Raw genomic sequence first — 17,788 nt, forward strand, 5'->3', positions numbered from 1 at the left:
GTCACAGGGCGCGCCGGGAAGTCTGGTCGGCAACTGCACCACTCGTGCATCCGTTGCCGCTCCCAGCCCCAGGAGGTCCCGCGTGACCGACCAGCCGCCCGTCCTCGAGCCGACGACCCGCCGCCGGCAGTTCCCCGGCCGGCTGTCACTGCCCGAGCGCACCTTCATCACCGACGCCCTGCGGACCGAGACGGTCGGCGGCATGCTGCTGCTGGGCGCCGCCGTCATCGCACTGATCTGGGCCAACGTCTGGCCGCAGGCGTACCAGAGCATGCTCGACTACACCGTCGGCCCCTCCGCCCCGCTGCACCTCGACCTCACCCTGGCCACCTGGGCCAAGGACGGACTGCTGACGATCTTCTTCTTCGTCGCCGGGATCGAGCTCAAGCGCGAGTTCGTCGCGGGCGAGCTGCGCACGCCCAGCGCCGCGGCGCTGCCCGTCATCGCCGCCGTCTGCGGCGTGGCGATGCCCGCGATCCTGTACGCCCTGGTGAACTCCGGCAGTGGCGGACACCCCGGCGGCTGGGCGATCCCGACCGCCACCGACATCGCCTTCGCCCTCGGCGTCCTGGCCGTGGTCGGCAGCCACCTGCCCTCGGCGCTGCGCGCCTTCCTGCTCACCCTGGCCGTCGTCGACGACCTGATCGCGATCCTGATCATCGCGGTCTTCTACAGCTCCGGCATCAAGTTCTGGGCGCTCGGACTGGCCCTCGCCGGGCTGGTGCTGTTCTGGTTCCTGCACCGGCGCGGGGTGCACGGCTGGTACCTGTTCGTGCCGCTGGCCCTGGTGACCTGGGCGCTGATGCACGAGAGCGGCATCCACGCCACGGTGGCGGGCGTCGCGATGGGCCTGATGCTGCGCTGCCACCGGGAGGGCGACGAGCAGCACTCCCCCGGCGAGCACATCGAGCACCTGGTCCGCCCCCTCTCTGCCGGTTTTGCCGTCCCGGTGTTCGCGCTGTTCTCGGCCGGGGTGACGATCTCCGGCCCGGCGCTGCGCGAGGTGTTCACCCAGGCCGTCCCGCTCGGCATCGTGGTCGGCCTGCTGGTCGGCAAGTCGGTGGGCATCTTCGGCGGCACCTGGCTTGCCGCCCGGTTCACCAGGGCCGAGCTGAACCCGCAGCTCAAGTGGGCCGACATGGTCGCCGTCTCGGTGCTCGCGGGCATCGGCTTCACCGTCTCGCTGCTCATCAGCGAGCTGGCCTTCCCGGACGACCCGGCGCTCGCCGCCCTGGCCAAGACGGCCGTCCTGGTCGGCTCGCTGCTCTGCGCGATGGTCGCCACCGTGCTGCTGAAGCTGCGCAACCGGCACTACCGCGCGCTGTGCGAGGAGGAGGACCGGGACACGGACGGGGACGGCATCCCGGACGTCTACCAGGAGGACGACCCGGCCTGGCGGGCCCGGGTCTCCGGCGGCTCCGGGGGCTCCGCCGACTCCGGGAATGCCGGGAACGCCGACAACTCCGGGAACGCCGGCAACTCCGGCAACTCCGGGGCCGCTGGAGCGGGCCGCTGACGGTCCCTCCGGGAGGCTCCGCGCACGGACCCCGGCGCCTCCCGGGAACCCCGTCCGGGAGCCCCTGGAGGCCGTCCGCAACGGAGACACGTCCCTCCGGCGGGGGCCCGGAGTGGTGTCCGACTGACCGGTAGGGGCATGATTCTGAGCTGTCGACAATCCACTGACGCCTCCGGACCCCCCAGCGGCCCCGGAACCGCAGACCCGCGGCGGCGTCACGCCGCACAGCCGCAGAGGAGAACCGCTGATGCCCGCAGGAGCCGCAGACCCGTCCAGCAACGGCCGGGCGCCCTACGAGGGCGAGCGTTCGGTGGGGCAGCTGTTCGCGGCGGCCACCGCCGACCTGTCCGCGCTGGTCCACGACGAGATCGCGCTCGCCAAGGCCGAGATCCGGGCGGACGTCAAGCGCGGCGTCTCCGGCGGCGTCTCGCTGACGGTCGCCGGCGTGGTGGCGCTGTTCTCGATCCCGATGCTGAGCGCCGCCGCGGCCTTCGGCATCCACGCGCTGGGCATTTCGCTGGGCTGGTCCTTCCTCATCGTGGCCGGCGCCTACCTGCTGCTCGCGTTGCTGCTCGGGGCGCTGGCGTACCGCTCGTTCAAGAAGATCGAGCCGCCGCGCCGCACCATCGAGGGCGCCCAGAAGACCGCCGACGTGCTGAAGAACGCCCGGCCGCGCCCGGCCACCAAGGAGGAGATCGACCGCGCCCTGGGCCGCATCCCGTAAAGCGGTCCTGTCGGGCGGTTCCGTCAACCGTCCCGTCAGACGGTCCCGTCACGTGGTGCCGTCACGTGGTGCCGTCAACCGTCCCGTCAACTGCCCCGCCGACGGTCCCTTGCCGGAGGGGCCGACAGTGAGTGCCGGGCACGTGTCCGACGCGCGGATGTGACACGCTCTCGGTATGCCGCTTGACCAGAAGCCCGTGCCCGCGCAGCCGTCCGCCGACTCCGGCCCCGACTCCGGCCCCGGCCTCGTCCCCGAGGGCCCCGGCCCGGCCCCCGAACGGAAGCCCGTCGAGGCGGATGTCGAGGCGGATGTCGAGGCGCCCGCCGGGGCCGCTGCGGCGGCGCAGGCCGAGGCGTGGAGCATCCGGCAGGCCGGCCCGTGGACGCACCGCGACCTCGCGGCCAACGGCGCCCGCTTCCACATCGCCGAGCTGGGCTCGGGCCCGCTCGTGCTGCTGGTGCACGGCTGGCCCGAGTACTGGTGGGCCTGGCGCCACCAGCTGACCGCGCTCGCCGAGGCCGGCTACCGGGCGGTGGCGCTCGACCTGCGGGGCGTCGGCGGCAGCGACCGCACCCCGCGCGGGTACGACCCCGGCAACCTCGCCCTGGACATCACCGGGGTGATCCGCTCGCTCGGCGAGCGCCGGGCGCACCTGGTCGGACATGCCTCCGGCGGCACCCTCGCCTGGGTGGCGGCCGTGATGCGTCCGTCCGTCATCCAGAGCCTGACCGTGGTCTCGGCCGCGCACCCGAGGGACCTGCGCCGGGCTCTGCTGACCGACCGCCGCCAGTTCGCCGCGTTCGAGCACGTGCTGGGCTTCCAGCGGCCGTGGATACCGGAACGCCGCCTGGTGGCCGACGACGCCGAGCTGGTCGGCCGCTACCTGACCTCCTGGACCGGCCCGAACGGCCTGGACGAGGCCGAGGTGCACGCGTACCGGCAGGCGATCCAGATCCCCAGCACCGCGCACTGCTCGATCGAGCCGTACCGCTGGCTGATGCGGTCGATGGCCCGGCCGGACGGCATCCAGTTCGCCCGGCGGATGAAGAAGCCGATCACCGCGCCGACCCTGCACGTCCAGGGCGCGGCGGACCCGGTGCTGCTGTCGCACACCGCGCTCGGCGGGGGCGAGTACGTGGCGGCGCCCTACCGCTGGCGGCTGCTGCCGGGGGTCGGGCACTTCCCGCACGAGGAGGCGCCGGAGGAGTTCACCGCCGAGCTGCTGGACTGGGTCGGGCGTCACAAGGAGTGACCCCGCGTCGGAGACGGCCGGAGACGGTCGGGGAGGCCGGGGAGGCCGGGCGGCGAGGCGGCCGGGCGGTAGGGGAAGGCGCCTGGGCCCAGTGGCTCGAGTGCAACTCCCTTGATGCTGTGTTCATATGACAAGCACATAGGCCAATCTCGACACAACCCCGGCGGTTACCTCGACCGGCCCAGGGGCATCCATACCGGTATGAGTTGGATGCCCGATCGCGGCGCCGCCCCGCGCGGCCGACGCCAGAACAGCCCCCAGCGTTCCGCCCACCGCCCCGACCGGGCGGACGACCTCGGCTTCGACGGCCTCGACCCTCGTCAGCGCGCCGAACGGCGGCAACTCGGCATCCCACACATCCTCGGTCGGCGCGCCCGCTGGGTGGGCGCACGACTGCGGCGCGAGACCTGAGGCCTCGCGCCGCGTAAGTCCGACGGTGACGGACGGCCCGTGGTGACGGACGGCCCGTGGTGACGGGCGGCCGGTCGACGGCCGCCCGGCGCGCACCGCTCAGTTCGTGATCGGCGACAGCGCGGTGAACCAGAGCAGGACGAAGGTCGCCACCGACATGATCGGCACCAGCACCTTGGTCTCGACGTCGTTGCCGCTGCGCTTGATCAGCACGATCTCGTAGCGCTCCTTGTGCGGCCAGAGCAGCGGCGCGCCCTTCTTGGTCAGGCAGTCGCCCAGCAGGTGCGCCAGCGTGCCCAGCGCCACCGCGTACGGCAGCCAGCCGGGCGCGTTGGGCATCCAGGTGTTCATGCCGAAGGTGCCCAGCGCGGACAGCCCGATGATGGTGATCCAGCTCTGCGGACCGTCACCCGGCGGGCAGAGCCGCAGCGCCCGGATCGCGAGCGCCAGCAGGAAGAACGTCAGCACGAGCGTGAAGTTGCGGCCCAGGAAGGTGACGCCGGCCCAGGTGCCGGCGCCCATCAGCCCGACGAACAGCAGCGAGTGGGTGGCGTGCCGGTGGCCGCCGGAGGCCCACGCCACGAAGCGGCAGAGCGCCTTGGAGATCGGACCGAGGAAGTTGGCGATCGAGCCGTCGTGGTGGTCGAGGTCCGGCAGCAGGGCCGCACCCGCGCACAGCACCGTGCCCATCAGTATGTCCGCCGGCTGCAGCGTGGTGTGCAGCAGCAGCGGGGGCAGGAAGGGGGCCGATGCCGCGTACAGCATCGCCCCGCTCACCGCGTGCGAATGACCCATCATCGGACTGCCACGACCTCCCGTCGGGCCCACTCCGGGACGACGCCAGATTGAGCCGAACGGGTGAGCGCGGCCGAGGCTACCAGGGCGGACTGACGGTGCGACGGATATCGGACGGCCCGGCCCCCGGCGCGCCCCGCCCACAAGAGGCCCGGACCGGGGCTTCCGGGCCGCCCGGGCCCGGACCGGGGCGCCCGACGTCAGAGCGCGCAGCCCTGGGTCTCCACCCGGGCGGTCGCGGCACTGCCCTGCTGGACGTCCTCGCGGACCTCCGCCGCGGTCAGCACGTACCCGGTGTCGGCGCTGTCCAGGGACTTGGCGAACACCACGCCGTACACCTGGCCGTCCGGGGTGAGCAGCGGGCCGCCGCTGTTGCCCTGGCGGACCACCGAACGCACCGAGTAGACGTCGCGCACCACCTGGCCGCGGTGGTAGATGTCCGGGCCGTTGGCCTGGATCCGGCCGCGGATGCGGGCCGGCTGGACGTTGAAGGCGCCGTTCTCCGGGAAGCCGGCCACGATCGCGCTGTCGTTGGTCTTCGCCTCGCCCGCGAAGGTCAGCGCGGGCGCGTTCAGCTTCGGCACGTCCAGGACCGCGATGTCGCGCTGCCAGTCGTAGCGGACCACCGTCGCGTCGTACAGCTGGCCGAGGCCGCCGATCTGCACCGTCGGCTCGTTGACCCCGCCGACCACGTGGGCGTTGGTCATCACCCGGTGCGGGGCGAAGACGAAGCCGCTGCCCTCCAGGGTCTTGCCGCAGGAGGTCGCCGTGCCGACCACCTTGACCAGGCTCTGCTTGGCCCGCGCCACCGCCGGGCTTGCGGCCAACGCCGGGTCCGGGGTGTCGACCTGGGTGATCGGCTCGTGCTCGAAGGGGTTGAAGACCTGCGGGAAGCCGTTGCGGGCGAGCACCTTGGAGAAGTCCGAGAACCAGTTCGGCGCGTCGGAGGGCAGGGCGTTCTGCACCCCGCCGAGGATCGCCGAGGAACGGACCTGCTTGGAGACCGTCGGCAGCGAGGCCCCGGCCAGCGCCGAACCGATCAGCCAGGCCACCAGCAGCATCGAGACCACGTTCACCACCGCGCCACCGGCCGCGTCCAGGACCCGGGCCGGGCGGCGGCCGATGTGGCCGCGCAGCTTCCAGCCGAAATGCGCGGTGACCGCCTGGCCGATCGCGGCGAAGACGATCACCACCACGACGGCCACCACCGAGGCCGTGGTGCCGGGGCTCAGGTGGTCCAGCAGCAGCGGCAGCAGCTCGACGGCCAGCAGACCGCCGCCGAGGAAACCGACCAGCGACAGGACACCGACCACGAAGCCCTGCCGGTAGCCCGACACGGCGAATCCCACGGCAGCGGCGATCAGCAGCACATCCAGGACGTTCACTCCGACACCCTCCCACGGTCCGCAGGCCGGACCGGCCGACAGCCGGTCACGATCCTCCGGCGTCGCCGCCCGGCAGCGCGCGGGAATGCTCGAGGTCACCCTGGACCAGGGCCAGCGCGTCGTCCGAGAGGTCGACGACCCGGGACGGATCCCAGGGCAGCTCCAGCCCGCTGTGGTGCAGCACCCGGTCGATCACCCCGGCGGTGAATCCCCAGACCAGCCGTCCGGCGACCGCGAAGGCCGGACCGATGTGCCCCGAGGGGTGGCGCAGCCGCACCCGGTTCGCCGGATCGGCCAGGTCTGCGATCGACACCCGGAACACCGCGCCGGTCTCGCCCTGGTCCACCGGACGCACCGGCGACTCCTCGCGCCACCAGCCGAGTACCGGGGTCACCACGAAACGGCTCACCGGGATGTACAGCCGCGGCAGCGCCGCGAACACCTGCACCCCGTCCGGGTCCAGGCCGGTCTCCTCCCAGGCCTCCCGCAGCGCCGCGGCGATCGGCCCCGGGCCGTCCGGGTCGCCGTCCTCCGGGTCCAGCGCGCCGCCCGGGAAGGACGGCTGACCGGCGTGCGAGCGCAGCGACCGGGCCCGCTCGATCAGCAGCAGGTCCGGCCCCTCCGGGCCCTCGCCGAACAGCATCAGCACGGCTGCCGCCCGGCCGCCCCCGACCGGCGGCAGGAAGCGGCTCAGCTGCTCCGGCAGCACCCGCTCGGCCGCCTCCCGGACCGGCTCCAGCCAGGTCGGCAGGTCCTCCCGCTCGATCCCCCGCGCGATCATGCGCCCACCGCCAGGTCCGCGACCTGCCCCTGGTGGGCGGCGGCGTCCGCACGGGCGGCCGCCTCACCGGGGAAGTCCGCCGGGGGCCTCAGCCGCTGCCCGGGTTGGCCGCCCATCTCGTACTTCAGCAACTTCCGTGCCTTCTCCGGGTCGGTCACGCCCTCGCCGTACGCGGGGCAGAGCGGCGCGATCGGGCAGGCGCCGCAGGCGGGCTTCTGGGAGTGGCAGATCCGGCGGCCGTGGAAGACCACCCGGTGCGAGAGCATCGTCCACTCCGACTTCGGGAAGATCTCGGCGACGGCCGCCTCGACCTTCACCGGGTCCTCCTCGGACGTCCAGCCGAACCGCCGGGCCAGGCGGCCGAAATGGGTGTCGACGGTGATCCCCGGCACTCCGAAAGCATTGCCCAACACGACGTTCGCGGTCTTGCGGCCGACACCCGGCAGAGTCACCAGGTCGGCCAGGCGCCCCGGGACCTCACCGCCGAACTCGTCGCGCAGCGCGATCGAAAGACCGATCAGCGACTTCGCCTTGTTCCGGAAGAACCCGGTCGGGCGGATGATCTCCTCCAGCTCCTCCGGGTTCGCCGCCGCCATGTCCTCCGGCGTCGGGTACTTCGCGAACAGCGCCGGAGTGGTCTGGTTCACCCGCAGGTCGGTGGTCTGCGCCGACAGCACGGTGGCCACCAGCAGTTGGAAGGGGTTCTCGAAGTCCAGCTCCGGATGCGCGTACGGGTACAGCTCCGCCAACTCACGGTTGATCTTCCGGGCCCGCCGCACCATCGCCAGGTGCGACTCGGCCTTCCTCGGCTTCACGGCGGGCCTCTTCGCCGCCTTCGCCACCGCCGACTTCACCGCCGGCTCGGCCTTCGGCGCCGCCGCGTTCCGGACCTTGCTCTCTGCCATGCACGAAGGCTACGCCGACCGGACCACCGCTTGTGGGCGATCAAGCACGGAAGCCGGGCCCGGCCAGGGCGTGTTGTCCGACTCCTCGGCACGAAGTCGGACCGCCCGGAAAAATCTTCGGTGGGAGCGATGAGTTCCGGGACGTGCTCCGGTCTATCTCCGTGACCGGCTCGTACGACGACAGAAGGAACAGCTCATGAGCACCGTGATCTCCGCTGATGGCACCACCATTGCCTGCACCGTCACCGGCTCCGGCCCGGCGGTCGTCCTGGTGGACGGGGCGACCACCCACCGGGCGTTCGATCCGGGTGCCGCGCTTGCCGAGCAGCTCTCGGCGCACCACACCGTGTGGGTGTACGACCGGCGTGGCCGTGGCGGGAGCGGGGACACCGCGCCGTTCGCGGTGGAGCGTGAGATCGAGGACCTGGCCGCCGTGATTGCGGCGGCCGGCGGCTCGGCCGGTGTCTTCGGTATCTCCTCGGGCGCCGCGCTCGCGCTGCGGGCCGCCGCCGCCGGCGTCGGCATGTCCCGGCTCGCGGTCTACGAGCCGCCGTTCAGCACCGAGGAGGGGCAGAGCGCCCGCTTCGTCGGGTACGTCGACGAGTTGGAGGCGGCGCTCGCCGAGGGGCGGCGCGGGGACGCCGTCGCGGCCTTCATGACCTTCGTCGGGATGCCCGCGGAGATGGTGGACGGGATGCGCGCCGCCCCCGTGTGGCCGCTGTTCGAGGCGATCGCGCCGACCCTGGCGTACGACGCGGCGGCGCTCGGCGCGCGGACCGGCGCGACCGTCCCGGTCGACGTCCTGGCCCGGATCACCGTGCCGGCCCTGGTGCTGGACGGCGGCGCCAGCCCGGAGCTGCTGCGGGCCCCGTCCGCGGCGGTGGCCGCGGCCGTGCCCGGCGCCGAGTACCGGACGCTGGCCGAGCAGACGCACGACGTGGCGGCCGAGGTGCTGGTGCCGGAGCTGGTGAAGTACTTCGCCTGAGCCCGGGATGGACCCCGGAGTCCGTGAACACCCGTCCACGTCCGCGTCCTAGTCTTCCGGTGGCCTGACGGCCGGAGGAACGCAGAGCCGGCGCAACGCAGCGGAAGCAGCGGAAGAGGAAGAGGAAGCATGGACGCGGATTTCAAGGACATCCCCACCACGACCCTGGCCGACGTCCTGGGCCGCGCCCGGGTCATGGACATCGGCCTGCGCCCGCTCTGGGACGGGATGCCCCGGGTGGCGGGCCCGGCGTTCACCGTGCGGTGCCCGCCCGGGGACAACCTGATGCTGCACGCCGCGATCCACCGGGCCGAGCCCGGCTCGGTGATCGTGGTCGAGTCCGGGGACCTGGACTACGCGCTGGCGGGCGGCAACGTGTGTGCCGTGGCGCAGCGGCGGGGCGTGGTGGCCTTCGTGGCCGACGGGCTGATCCGGGACCTCGGTGAGGTGCGGGAGCTCGGCTTCCCGGTGTTCGCCCGCGGGGTGATCCCGATCCCCGGGGCGAAGAAGGCGCTGGGTGCGCACGGCACGCCGGTGCGCTGCGGCGGCGTGCTGGTGGCGGCCGGCGACATCGTGGTGGCCGATGAGGAGGGTGTCGTGGTGGTGCCCGCCGCCGAGCGGGACCGGGTCCTGGACGCGGCCCGGGCGAAGCTGGCCAAGGAGGCCGCCGAGACCCTGGACGAGTGGGCGGCGGAGCACCGCGACCGGATCGAGCGGGCCCTCGCCGAGCTGGGTTTCCAGGGCTGAGCCCGGCCGCGGCAGTCAGCCCCGCAAGCCGAGCCCGGCCGCGGCAGTCCTGGCAACCCGGCCCGGATCAGCCCTGGTACAGCCCGTTCAGTTCCCCGAAGCCGAGCGCCCCGTCGAGCTGCGTCAGTGTCCCGGCGCCGAGCAGTTCGACGGCGGCGCGGCGGGCCGCGGTGTACGCGAGCTGGGCGAGGCCGGTACCGAGGCTGATTCGCCGCACCCCGGTGGCGGCGAGTTCGGCGACGGTCGGCCCGCCGGGGACGGCCATCGCGTTCACCGGCAGCGGCGCGCGCTTGACCAGCTCGGTGAGGGCTTCGAGGTCGAGCAGCCCGGGGACGAACAGGCCGTCGGCGCCCGCCTCCGCGTAGGCCTCGGCCCGGACCAGCACGTCGTCGAGCCCGCCGAGCCCGAACAGGAAGACGTCGGTGCGGGCGTTGACCACCAGCTCGGGCAGCCCGGCCGCGGCCGCCGCCGTACGGGCCGCGCGCAGCCGCTCGGCCTGCTCGGCCACCGGGAAGAGCGGGCCGCCGACGGCCGTCGAGTCCTCCAGGTTGACGCCGACCGCGCCCACGCCGACCAGGGCGGTCACGGTCTCCGCGACGTCGGCGGGCAGCGGCCCGTACCCGCCCTCGGCGTCGATGGTGACCGGCAGGTCCGCCGCCGCGACGATCCGGCGGGCCGCCTCGACCGCCGCCGCCCGGTCGAGCCGCTGGCCGTCGCCGTGCCCGAGCGACCAGGAGACGCCGCCGCTGGTGGTGGCGATGGCCTGGGCGCCGGCCGAGGCGATCACGGCGGCGCTGCCCGCGTCCCAGGCGTTGGGCAGGACGAGCACGCCGTCGGCGACCAGTCCGCGCAGTCGCAGCGCCCGCTCACGGGACTCGGGGGTGGTGGACATGGGTGTCACCGGCTTTCGTACGGATCGGTGGGGACGCAGGCATCCTGTGCCCGGCTCCCCGGCCGGTACCAGTGATTAAGCTGGGACTGAATCTTCGCGAAGGGGGGCCCGCATGCGTACCGAACTGCACTTCTCCGCGCAGGACCTGGCGCTGACCCGGTTCGCCGTCTCGCCGATGCAGGAGGTGGTGACCAGCCTGCGCGCCCTCGCCCACTCCCCCGTCCCGGCGCTGCACCGGCGCTGGGCCGGGGAGGTCCGCGAGCGGCTGGCCGCCGCCGGGCCGGCCCTGGAACGGCTGGCCGCCCTGGTGCCGCCCACCGGCCACCTGCCGGACTTCCTCAACCCCGCCCCGGTGGGCTTCTCCCCCACGCTCGCCGAGGAACTGGCCACGATCACCGCCACCGGCGCCGAGCAGGTCCGGGCCGACCTGGACATCCTGGCCGCCGAGGCCGACGGCCGGCTGCCGGCCGTCCTGGCGCCGCTGCACCGCGACCCGGCCGGGCAGCTGCCCCGGCTGGCCGCCGACCTCGCGGCGTACTGGGAGCTGGCGCTCGCCCCGTACTGGGCCCGGATCCGGGCCCTGCTCGCGGCGGACGTCTTCCACCGCTCCCGGCAGGCCGCCGAGCACGGCACCGCGCGGATGCTGGGCGAACTGCACGACACTGTCCGCTGGGACGGCTCGGCGCTGCTGCTGGAGCGGCGGCACTGCGCGGTCACCCGACTGACCGCCGGGTCCGGGCTGCTGCTCCTGCCCTCGGCCTTCGCCTGGCCGCGGGTGCTCACCCGGGTGCTGCCGCCCGACCCGCCGCAGCTGGTCTACCCGGCGCGCGGCACGGCCACCCTGTGGGAACGCCACCCGGGCCCGGCGGCCCGCACCGACGCGCTGGCCGGCGTCCTCGGCCGCTCCCGCGCCCGGCTGCTGGCCGAGCTGGACTCCCCGGCCTCGACCAGCGAGCTGGCGCGCCGCACCGAACTCTCCGCGGCCGGCGTCTCGCAGCACCTCACCGCGCTGCGCACGGCGGGCCTGACCAGCGCCCACCGCGCGGGCCACGCCGTCCTGCACGCCCGTACGGCGGTCGGCGATTCCCTGTTCGATCAGGACGGACAGGCATTCGATTAGGGCCGGTCCGGGAACTGCCCCCGTCCGTCCCGCCCGATGACCCGCCGGTACGAATGGCCCCGCACGGCACACCTCGGCAGACCCCCTCCTCATATGATCGGAGCGACATGCGCCATGCTTGGTGATGCAGAACACTGAACGGAACTTGCGCCGGACGGCCCACCCGCCGCCCGGCCGAGAAGGAGGAAGCACGTGGACGACGTTCTGCGGCGCGCCGCACTCTTCGCGGCACTCGACGACGAACAGGCCGGCGAGCTGCGCGCTTCCATGACCGAGGTCACCCTCGCCCGTGGGGAGTCGCTGTTCCACGAGGGCGACCCGGGCGACCGGCTGTACGTCGTCGCGGAGGGCAAGGTCAAGCTGCACCGCGCCTCGCCGGACGGCCGCGAGAACATGCTCGCCGTCCTCGGCCCCAGCGAGATGATCGGCGAGCTGTCGCTGTTCGACCCGGGCCCGCGCACCGCGACCGCCAGCGCGCTGACCGAGGTCAAGCTGCTCGGCCTGGGCCACGGCGACCTGCAGCCCTGGCTGCACGCCCGCCCCGAGGTCTCCATCGCGCTGCTGCGGGCCATCGCCCGCCGACTGCGCCGGACCAACGACGTGATGTCCGACCTGGTCTTCTCCGACGTGCCCGGCCGCGTCGCCAAGGCCCTGCTGGACCTCTCCCGCCGCTTCGGCGTGCAGTCCGAGGAGGGCATCCACGTCGCCCACGACCTCACCCAGGAGGAGCTGGCCCAGCTGGTCGGCGCCTCCCGCGAGACGGTCAACAAGGCGCTCGCCGACTTCGCCGGCCGCGGCTGGCTGAAGCTGGAGGCCCGCGCGGTGGTCCTGCTGGACGTCGAGCGGCTGTCCCGCCGCTCGCGCTGACGCTCCGCGCGCCCGCACCGCACCCGCACCACGCCGAAGGGCCCGTCCGCATGGACGGGCCCTTCGGCGTTCGCGGTCGGCCCCGGTCGGCCGGTCGGCCCCGGTCGCGGGTCAGTCGAGGTCCGCGATCAGCCCGTGCTCCTCCAGGTAGTCCAGCTGGGCCCGGACGGACAGCTCCGCGGCCGGCCACAGCGCCCGGTCCACGTCGGCGTAGACCCGCGACACCACCTCGGGAGCGGTCCGGCAGCCCGCCTCGACCGCGGTCTCCACCTGCGCGAGCCGGTTGGCCCGGTGGGCCAGGTAGTAGTCGACGGCGCCCAGCGCGTCCGCGAGCACCGGGCCGTGGCCGGGCAGCACGGTCCGAACGCCGTGATGGGAGGCCATCGTGTGCAGCCGACGCAGCGAGTCCAGGTAGTCCCCGAGCCGGCCGTCGGGGTGGGCGACCATCGTGGTGCCGCGGCCGAGCACGGTGTCCCCGGTGAGGATCGCGCCGTCGTCCGGCAGGTGGAAGGTCAGCGAGTCCGAGGTGTGGCCGGGGGTGCCCACCACCCGCAGGTCCAGGCCGCCGATGTCCAGGCGCTGGCCGCCCACCAGGCCCTCGGAGCCCAGCCGGTGCGCCGGGTCCAGGGCCCGCACCTCGGTGCCGGTGAGCTCGGCGAAGCGGGCCGCGCCCTCGGAGTGGTCGGCGTGGCCGTGGGTGAGCAGGGTCAGCGCGATCCGCTTGCCCCGCTCCTCGGCGAGGGCGACCACCCGGCGCAGGTGCTCCTCGTGCAGCGGGCCGGGGTCGATCACCACGGCGAGGTCCGAGCCGGGCTCGGAGAGCAGCCAGGTGTTGGTGCCGTCCAGCGTCATCGGCGACGGGTTCGGCGCCAGCACGCACAGCGCCCGGGAGGTGGCCTCGCCGCCGACGACGGCGGCGGGGTCACCCGGCAGGAGTCCGCTCATGCGCCCACCTCGCTGCGCTCGGCAGCCGCTTCGCGCAACGCACACCTCTCGACGATTCGCTCACTTCGCTCGCTCATGCGCCCACCTCGCTGCGCTCGGCAGCCGCTTCGCGCAACGCACACCTCTCGACGATTCGCTCACTTCGCTCGCTCACCGGCCACCCTCGCCGTCGCGATGGAGGGCCCGCAGCGGCAGCGCCCGGACGAGGGCGCGCTGCGCCACCTCGACGAACGGGACCGGGCTCTCACAGGCCGGGGTACGGGGGATCAGGCGGCGGGCGGGCATCTCGGGTGCCGTCCGGGGAGCCACGTCGTTGTGGGTCATCGGGCGTCGGTCCTTTCTCTGCGGTGCGACTGCGGTCTGACTGCGGGGTGGGTGATCGATCGGTCGGTACGGATGGTCCGGCGGTGCGGGTGGGTCAGGAGTCCTCGGGGAAATCCCCGTCGATGGTCAGTTCGTCGTACCCGGGCCAGCGGACCGTCATGCGGTCCCCGCGGACCTCGGCCCGGCCCAGGACCGGCTCCAGCGGACGGTCGGCGGCCGCGGCCAGCGCCTCGGCGGCGGTGCGGACCGGCGACAGTTCGCGCAGCACCGTCACGGTCGGCGGCAGCATGCCGAACCGGCCCTCCTGGTAGCCCCGGACCGCCTCGGCGGGGCTCAGCCACGCGACCCGGTCGGCCTCACCGACCTCCAGGGCGGCGCGCTGGCCGGCCGGCAGGGCCGCCACGAAGAACCAGGTGTCGTAGCGGCGCTCCTCGAACTCCGGGGTGATCCAGCGGGCCCAGCCGCCCAGCAGGTCGCTGCGCAGCACCAGGCCGTGGTCGCGGAGGAACTCGGCGAAGGACAGCTCGTGCGCCTCCAGCGCGGCGCGCTCGGCGGACCAGTCGCGCGGCGCGGCGACGCTGTGCGCGTCCGGGCCGGCCAGCAGGACGCCGGCCTCCTCGAAGGTCTCGCGGACGGCCGCGCAGACCACCGCCCGGGCCGTCCGGGCGTCCACTCCGAGCCGGCCCGCCCACTCCTCGGGCGAAGGACCGGCCCAGCCCGGTTCGACCTCGGCGTCCCGCGGGTCCACCCCGCCGCCCGGGTAGGCGTACATCCCGGCCGCGAAGGCCATCGAGGTACGACGGCGCAGCAGGTAGGCCTCCGGCCCGGCGGCGGCGTCGCGCAGCAGCACGACGGTGGCGGCGGGCCTGGGCACCGGCGGGGTCAGCACGCCGGATTCGACCGCCCGGATCCGGGCAGGCCAGCCGGGCGGCATCGGGAGCGTCGTTGCTCGATGGTCCATGCCCGGATGCTAAGCGCACGAAGGCGGGGTTGGACAGGCCCGACCCCGCCTTCGCGATCACACTCAGGCCTGCTTGACGCGCACCTGCAGCTCGATCTCGACCGGGGCGTCCAGCGGCAGCACCGCGACACCGACGGCGCTGCGGGCGTGCACGCCCGCGACACCGAGCACCTTGGAGAGCAGCTCGCTGCAGCCGTTGATGACGCCCGGCTGGCCGGTGAAGTCGGGGGCGGAGGCGACGAAGCCGACGACCTTGACGACCCGCTCGATCCGGTCGAGGTCGCCGATCACGGACTTCACGGCGGCCAGGGCGTTCAGCGCGCAGGTCTGCGCGAGCTCCTTGGCCTCCTCCGGGGACACCTCGGCGCCGACCTTGCCGGTGCTCGGCAGCTTGCCGCCGACCACCGGGAGCTGGCCGGAGGTGAACACGAACTCGCCGGACTGCAGGGCCGGCACGTACGCGGCGACCGGGGCGGCCACCGGCGGCAGGGTCAGGCCCAGCTCGGCGAGCTTCGACTCGACGACGCTCATGCGTTCTTCTCCCGCTTGAAGTAGGCCACCAGGTTCTCCGGGTTCAGGCCGGGCACGACCTGGACGAGCTCCCAGCCGTCCTCGCCGAAGTTGTCCAGGATCTGCTTGGTGGCGTGCACGAGCAGGGGCGCCGTCATGTATTCCCACTTGGTCATGGCCAGACTCTAGACGAGCCGCCGCGGCGATCGGCGCCGCGCGGCGGGCGACGTGTGAGGTGGGCCACAAAGAGGGCATGATCAGGCCTGGCAACCCCGGGTGCTCCGGGCATCCGGCGCGGTCCCTGGTTACGCTCGCGAGAGGGCACCCTGGTGAGGGCCACCCTCGTCAGGAGGGGACGCCCGCAGGACGGAGACGGACGGAGACGGAGCGTGGCACGCACCCCCGGCCAGGCGGACCGGCGCGACCCCGACTGGGAGGGCGTCCGGCTGCACGTGGTCAGCGGCAAGGGCGGCACCGGGAAGACCACGCTGGCCGCCGCACTGGCCCTGGCGCTCGCCGCCGACGGCGGCCGGGTCCTGCTGATCGAGGTCGAGGGCCGGCAGGGCATCGCCGAGCTGTTCGGGATCGCCGCACTGCCGTACGAGGAGCGCCGGATCGCCTCGGTCTCCCGTCGGCAGCTGGGGCTCCCGGCCGGGGAGGCGCCCGCGGGCGGCACACCGGCCGGCGAGGTCTTCGCACTGGCGATCGACACCGAGCAGGCGCTGCTCGAGTACCTGGAGATGTTCTACAAGCTCGGCCGGGCCGGCAAGGCGCTGCAGAAGGTCGGCTTCGTGGACTTCGCCACCACCATCGCGCCCGGTGTCCGGGACGTCCTGCTGACCGGCAAGGCCTGCGAGGCGACCCGGCGCAAGGACCCGGACGGCCGGCGCCGCTACGACGCGGTGGTGATGGACGCCCCGCCGACCGGGCGGCTGACCCGGTTCCTCAACGTCAACGCCGAGGTCGCCGGGCTGGCCCGGATCGGCCCGATACACACCCAGGCACAGGCCGTGATGCGGGTGCTGAAGTCACCGGAGACCGCGGTGCACCTGGTCACCCTGCTGGAGGAGATGCCGGTGCAGGAGACGGTCGACGGCATCGCGGAGCTGCGCGAGGCGAAGCTCCCGGTGGGCGGCGTGATGGTCAACATGGTCCGGCCACCGGTGCTGGACGCGGCGGCGGTGGCCGCGGTCGACGGGAACCACCGTGAGGAGGTCGCCCTGGCGCTCGGGGAGGCCGGGCTCGGGGGCCGCTCGCGCAAGCCGGAGACGGTCCGGGCGGCGGTGGAGCCGCTGATCGACCCGCTGCTGGAGCAGGCCAGGGAGCACGCCGAGCGGGTCGAGCTGGAGCGCGAGCAGCGCGCCGACCTGCAGCAACTGCGGCTCCCGACGTACGAACTTCCGCTGCTGGGCGAGGGCGTGGACCTCGGCGGGCTGTACCGGCTGGCGGGCGACCTGAAGCGGCAGGGGGCGGCATGACCTCGAACGGGGTGCGGAGCACCGGGAAGCGGCTCGCGGTGGACGAGCTGATCGACGACCCGAAGACCAGGATCATCGTCTGCTGCGGGTCCGGCGGCGTCGGCAAGACCACCACCGCCGCGGCGATCGGCCTGCGGGCCGCCGAACGCGGCCGCAAGGTGGTGGTGCTGACCATCGACCCGGCCCGCCGGCTCGCCCAGTCGATGGGCCTGACCGAGCTCGACAACACCCCCCGGGTGGTCAAGGGGGTCACCGGGACCGGGGAGCTCCAGGCCATGATGCTGGACATGAAGCGGACCTTCGACGAGGTCGTGCTGGCCCACGCGGACCCCGAACGGGCCCGGGCGATCCTGGAGAACCCGTTCTACCAGTCCCTGTCGGCCGGCTTCGCGGGCACGCAGGAGTACATGGCGATGGAGAAGCTCGGGCAGCTGCGCGCCGCCGAGGAGTGGGACCTGATCGTCGTGGACACCCCGCCGTCCCGCTCGGCGCTGGACTTCCTGGACGCGCCGAACCGGCTCGGGTCCTTCCTGGACGGCCGGGTGATCCGGATCCTGACCGCCCCGGCCAAGGTCGGCGGGCGCAGCGCGATGCGGTTCCTGAACGCCGGGATGGGCCTGCTCACCGGCACCCTCGGCAAGATCTTCGGCGCCCAGCTGCTCACCGACGTGCAGACCTTCGTCAGCGCGACGGACTCGATGTTCGGCGGATTCCGCGAGCGCGCCGACCGCACGTACCAGCTGCTCAAGGCGCCGGGCACGGCGTTCCTGGTGGTGGCCGCACCGGAACGGGACGCGCTGCGCGAGGCGGCGTACTTCGTGGACCGGCTCGCCGCGGACCGGATGCCGCTGGCCGGACTGGTGCTCAACCGGGTGCACGGCACGGGCGCACCGCAGCTCACCGCGGAGCGGGCGCGGGCGGCGGCGGAGGCGCTGGAGGAGAACGGCTCGGAGCACACCTCGCCGGAGGCGGAGCTGCTCGCGGCCGGGCTGCTGCGGCTGCACGCCGAGCGGATGCAGATCATGGGACGGGAGCGCCGCACCCGCGACCGCTTCGTCTCGGTCTACCCGGACGTGCCGATCGTGGAGGTCCCGGCGCTGCCGGGCGACGTGCACGACCTGGAGGGTCTGCGGGCCATCGGGGACCGGCTCGGCGGCACGGCGTCGGACGGCGCGGCGTAGGACGGCACG

General features: G+C 73.8%; 20 protein-coding genes. 10 read left to right on the plus strand and 10 right to left on the minus strand.

Annotation, left to right across the window (positions count from 1 at the left end; genetic code table 11):
• Nucleotides 1-82: 82 nt before the first annotated feature.
• From nhaA to ACZ52J_RS28170, 4 genes are all read left to right on the plus strand, one after another.
• Entirely contained in the window at nt 83-1,516 is a 1,434-nt protein-coding gene (gene nhaA / locus ACZ52J_RS28155) for a Na+/H+ antiporter NhaA (protein ID WP_465622696.1), read from the plus strand.
• Between the two features lie 247 nt (nt 1,517-1,763).
• Nucleotides 1,764-2,240 carry a phage holin family protein gene (locus tag ACZ52J_RS28160; protein ID WP_360496235.1) on the plus strand — a complete coding sequence of 159 codons (477 nt, stop codon included), beginning with the start codon at nt 1,764-1,766 and terminating at the stop codon, nt 2,238-2,240.
• 175 nt (nt 2,241-2,415) lie between these two features.
• The gene (locus ACZ52J_RS28165; protein WP_465622698.1) at nt 2,416-3,492 is read left to right on the plus strand and encodes an alpha/beta fold hydrolase; all 1,077 of its coding nucleotides are present in this window, start codon (nt 2,416-2,418) and stop codon (nt 3,490-3,492) included.
• Between the two features lie 201 nt (nt 3,493-3,693).
• A complete protein-coding gene (locus ACZ52J_RS28170) occupies nt 3,694-3,903 on the plus strand; it encodes a hypothetical protein (protein ID WP_360496241.1) in 210 nt (69 codons plus the stop codon).
• Nucleotides 3,904-4,002: 99 nt separating this feature from the next.
• On the opposite strand, the gene ACZ52J_RS28175 is transcribed toward ACZ52J_RS28170, so the two are convergent.
• The 4 genes from ACZ52J_RS28175 to nth all read right to left on the minus strand — a co-directional run bounded on the left by ACZ52J_RS28175 (nt 4,003) and on the right by nth (nt 7,769).
• Nucleotides 4,003-4,701 carry a metal-dependent hydrolase gene (locus tag ACZ52J_RS28175; protein ID WP_360496244.1) on the minus strand — a complete coding sequence of 233 codons (699 nt, stop codon included), beginning with the start codon at nt 4,699-4,701 and terminating at the stop codon, nt 4,003-4,005.
• A 197-nt stretch (nt 4,702-4,898) separates the two neighbouring features.
• Nucleotides 4,899-6,083 carry a MarP family serine protease gene (locus tag ACZ52J_RS28180; protein ID WP_360496247.1) on the minus strand — a complete coding sequence of 395 codons (1,185 nt, stop codon included), beginning with the start codon at nt 6,081-6,083 and terminating at the stop codon, nt 4,899-4,901.
• A 46-nt stretch (nt 6,084-6,129) separates the two neighbouring features.
• Nucleotides 6,130-6,864, minus strand: coding sequence for an NUDIX hydrolase (locus ACZ52J_RS28185; RefSeq protein ID WP_465622699.1), 735 nt, complete (start codon nt 6,862-6,864; stop codon nt 6,130-6,132).
• A complete protein-coding gene (gene nth / locus ACZ52J_RS28190; protein ID WP_465622701.1) occupies nt 6,861-7,769 on the minus strand; it encodes an endonuclease III in 909 nt (302 codons plus the stop codon). Before nth ends, ACZ52J_RS28185 begins: the two co-directional genes overlap by 4 nt.
• Before the next feature lie 196 nt (nt 7,770-7,965).
• On the opposite strand from nth, the gene ACZ52J_RS28195 reads away from it, so the two are divergent.
• Both ACZ52J_RS28195 and ACZ52J_RS28200 read left to right on the plus strand, forming a co-directional pair.
• The gene (locus ACZ52J_RS28195) at nt 7,966-8,754 is read left to right on the plus strand and encodes an alpha/beta fold hydrolase (protein WP_465622702.1); all 789 of its coding nucleotides are present in this window, start codon (nt 7,966-7,968) and stop codon (nt 8,752-8,754) included.
• A 129-nt stretch (nt 8,755-8,883) separates the two neighbouring features.
• On the plus strand, nt 8,884-9,501 hold the full coding sequence (locus tag ACZ52J_RS28200; protein ID WP_465622703.1) for an RraA family protein: 618 nt from the start codon (nt 8,884-8,886) through the stop codon (nt 9,499-9,501).
• A 67-nt stretch (nt 9,502-9,568) separates the two neighbouring features.
• Here the strand turns inward: ACZ52J_RS28200 and ACZ52J_RS28205 are convergent, their stop codons facing one another.
• Entirely contained in the window at nt 9,569-10,393 is an 825-nt protein-coding gene (locus tag ACZ52J_RS28205) for an isocitrate lyase/PEP mutase family protein (protein ID WP_465622705.1), read from the minus strand.
• A 112-nt stretch (nt 10,394-10,505) separates the two neighbouring features.
• Here ACZ52J_RS28205 and ACZ52J_RS28210 point away from each other — a divergent pair, with 112 nt between their 5' ends.
• A complete protein-coding gene (locus ACZ52J_RS28210) occupies nt 10,506-11,513 on the plus strand; it encodes an ArsR/SmtB family transcription factor (RefSeq protein ID WP_465622706.1) in 1,008 nt (335 codons plus the stop codon).
• A 192-nt stretch (nt 11,514-11,705) separates the two neighbouring features.
• Entirely contained in the window at nt 11,706-12,380 is a 675-nt protein-coding gene (locus tag ACZ52J_RS28215) for a Crp/Fnr family transcriptional regulator (RefSeq protein ID WP_030288117.1), read from the plus strand.
• A gap of 111 nt (nt 12,381-12,491) precedes the next feature.
• Here the strand turns inward: ACZ52J_RS28215 and ACZ52J_RS28220 are convergent, their stop codons facing one another.
• The 5 genes from ACZ52J_RS28220 to ACZ52J_RS28240 all read right to left on the minus strand — a co-directional run bounded on the left by ACZ52J_RS28220 (nt 12,492) and on the right by ACZ52J_RS28240 (nt 15,296).
• On the minus strand, nt 12,492-13,325 hold the full coding sequence (locus ACZ52J_RS28220; RefSeq protein ID WP_465622708.1) for an MBL fold metallo-hydrolase: 834 nt from the start codon (nt 13,323-13,325) through the stop codon (nt 12,492-12,494).
• A gap of 150 nt (nt 13,326-13,475) precedes the next feature.
• Nucleotides 13,476-13,649 carry a hypothetical protein gene (locus ACZ52J_RS28225; RefSeq protein ID WP_360496271.1) on the minus strand — a complete coding sequence of 58 codons (174 nt, stop codon included), beginning with the start codon at nt 13,647-13,649 and terminating at the stop codon, nt 13,476-13,478.
• Nucleotides 13,650-13,743: 94 nt separating this feature from the next.
• Nucleotides 13,744-14,610, minus strand: coding sequence for an NUDIX hydrolase (locus ACZ52J_RS28230; RefSeq protein WP_360496274.1), 867 nt, complete (start codon nt 14,608-14,610; stop codon nt 13,744-13,746).
• Between the two features lie 63 nt (nt 14,611-14,673).
• Nucleotides 14,674-15,141 (minus strand): RidA family protein, encoded by a 468-nt coding sequence (locus ACZ52J_RS28235; protein WP_360496277.1) that lies wholly within the window; start codon nt 15,139-15,141, stop codon nt 14,674-14,676.
• Nucleotides 15,138-15,296 carry a DUF4177 domain-containing protein gene (locus tag ACZ52J_RS28240; RefSeq protein WP_360496280.1) on the minus strand — a complete coding sequence of 53 codons (159 nt, stop codon included), beginning with the start codon at nt 15,294-15,296 and terminating at the stop codon, nt 15,138-15,140. The genes ACZ52J_RS28235 and ACZ52J_RS28240 overlap by 4 nt, the downstream gene beginning before the upstream one ends.
• A gap of 213 nt (nt 15,297-15,509) precedes the next feature.
• Here ACZ52J_RS28240 and bagA point away from each other — a divergent pair, with 213 nt between their 5' ends.
• Both bagA and bagB read left to right on the plus strand, forming a co-directional pair.
• On the plus strand, nt 15,510-16,598 hold the full coding sequence (gene bagA, locus ACZ52J_RS28245; protein ID WP_360496283.1) for an ATPase BagA: 1,089 nt from the start codon (nt 15,510-15,512) through the stop codon (nt 16,596-16,598).
• Nucleotides 16,595-17,779 carry an ATPase BagB gene (gene bagB / locus ACZ52J_RS28250; RefSeq protein WP_465622711.1) on the plus strand — a complete coding sequence of 395 codons (1,185 nt, stop codon included), beginning with the start codon at nt 16,595-16,597 and terminating at the stop codon, nt 17,777-17,779. The genes bagA and bagB overlap by 4 nt, the downstream gene beginning before the upstream one ends.
• Nucleotides 17,780-17,788: the final 9 nt, after the last annotated feature.

This window comes from Kitasatospora sp. NPDC034035, assembly GCF_055575755.1.

Bases quoted from the DNA above. Each gene is read 5' to 3' on its own strand.
- ACZ52J_RS28160 (WP_360496235.1), top strand. From the start codon at position 1,764: ATGCCCGCAGGAGCCGCAGACCCGTCCAGCAACGGCCGGGCGCCCTAC.
- ACZ52J_RS28165 (WP_465622698.1), top strand. From the start codon at position 2,416: ATGCCGCTTGACCAGAAGCCCGTGCCCGCGCAGCCGTCCGCCGACTCC.
- ACZ52J_RS28170 (WP_360496241.1), top strand. From the start codon at position 3,694: ATGAGTTGGATGCCCGATCGCGGCGCCGCCCCGCGCGGCCGACGCCAG.
- ACZ52J_RS28175 (WP_360496244.1), bottom strand. From the start codon at position 4,701: ATGATGGGTCATTCGCACGCGGTGAGCGGGGCGATGCTGTACGCGGCA.
- ACZ52J_RS28185 (WP_465622699.1), bottom strand. From the start codon at position 6,864: ATGATCGCGCGGGGGATCGAGCGGGAGGACCTGCCGACCTGGCTGGAG.
- nth (WP_465622701.1), bottom strand. From the start codon at position 7,769: ATGGCAGAGAGCAAGGTCCGGAACGCGGCGGCGCCGAAGGCCGAGCCG.
- ACZ52J_RS28195 (WP_465622702.1), top strand. From the start codon at position 7,966: ATGAGCACCGTGATCTCCGCTGATGGCACCACCATTGCCTGCACCGTC.
- ACZ52J_RS28200 (WP_465622703.1), top strand. From the start codon at position 8,884: ATGGACGCGGATTTCAAGGACATCCCCACCACGACCCTGGCCGACGTC.
- ACZ52J_RS28205 (WP_465622705.1), bottom strand. From the start codon at position 10,393: ATGTCCACCACCCCCGAGTCCCGTGAGCGGGCGCTGCGACTGCGCGGA.
- ACZ52J_RS28210 (WP_465622706.1), top strand. From the start codon at position 10,506: ATGCGTACCGAACTGCACTTCTCCGCGCAGGACCTGGCGCTGACCCGG.
- ACZ52J_RS28220 (WP_465622708.1), bottom strand. From the start codon at position 13,325: ATGAGCGGACTCCTGCCGGGTGACCCCGCCGCCGTCGTCGGCGGCGAG.
- ACZ52J_RS28225 (WP_360496271.1), bottom strand. From the start codon at position 13,649: ATGACCCACAACGACGTGGCTCCCCGGACGGCACCCGAGATGCCCGCC.
- ACZ52J_RS28230 (WP_360496274.1), bottom strand. From the start codon at position 14,610: ATGGACCATCGAGCAACGACGCTCCCGATGCCGCCCGGCTGGCCTGCC.
- ACZ52J_RS28235 (WP_360496277.1), bottom strand. From the start codon at position 15,141: ATGAGCGTCGTCGAGTCGAAGCTCGCCGAGCTGGGCCTGACCCTGCCG.
- ACZ52J_RS28240 (WP_360496280.1), bottom strand. From the start codon at position 15,296: ATGACCAAGTGGGAATACATGACGGCGCCCCTGCTCGTGCACGCCACC.
- bagB (WP_465622711.1), top strand. From the start codon at position 16,595: ATGACCTCGAACGGGGTGCGGAGCACCGGGAAGCGGCTCGCGGTGGAC.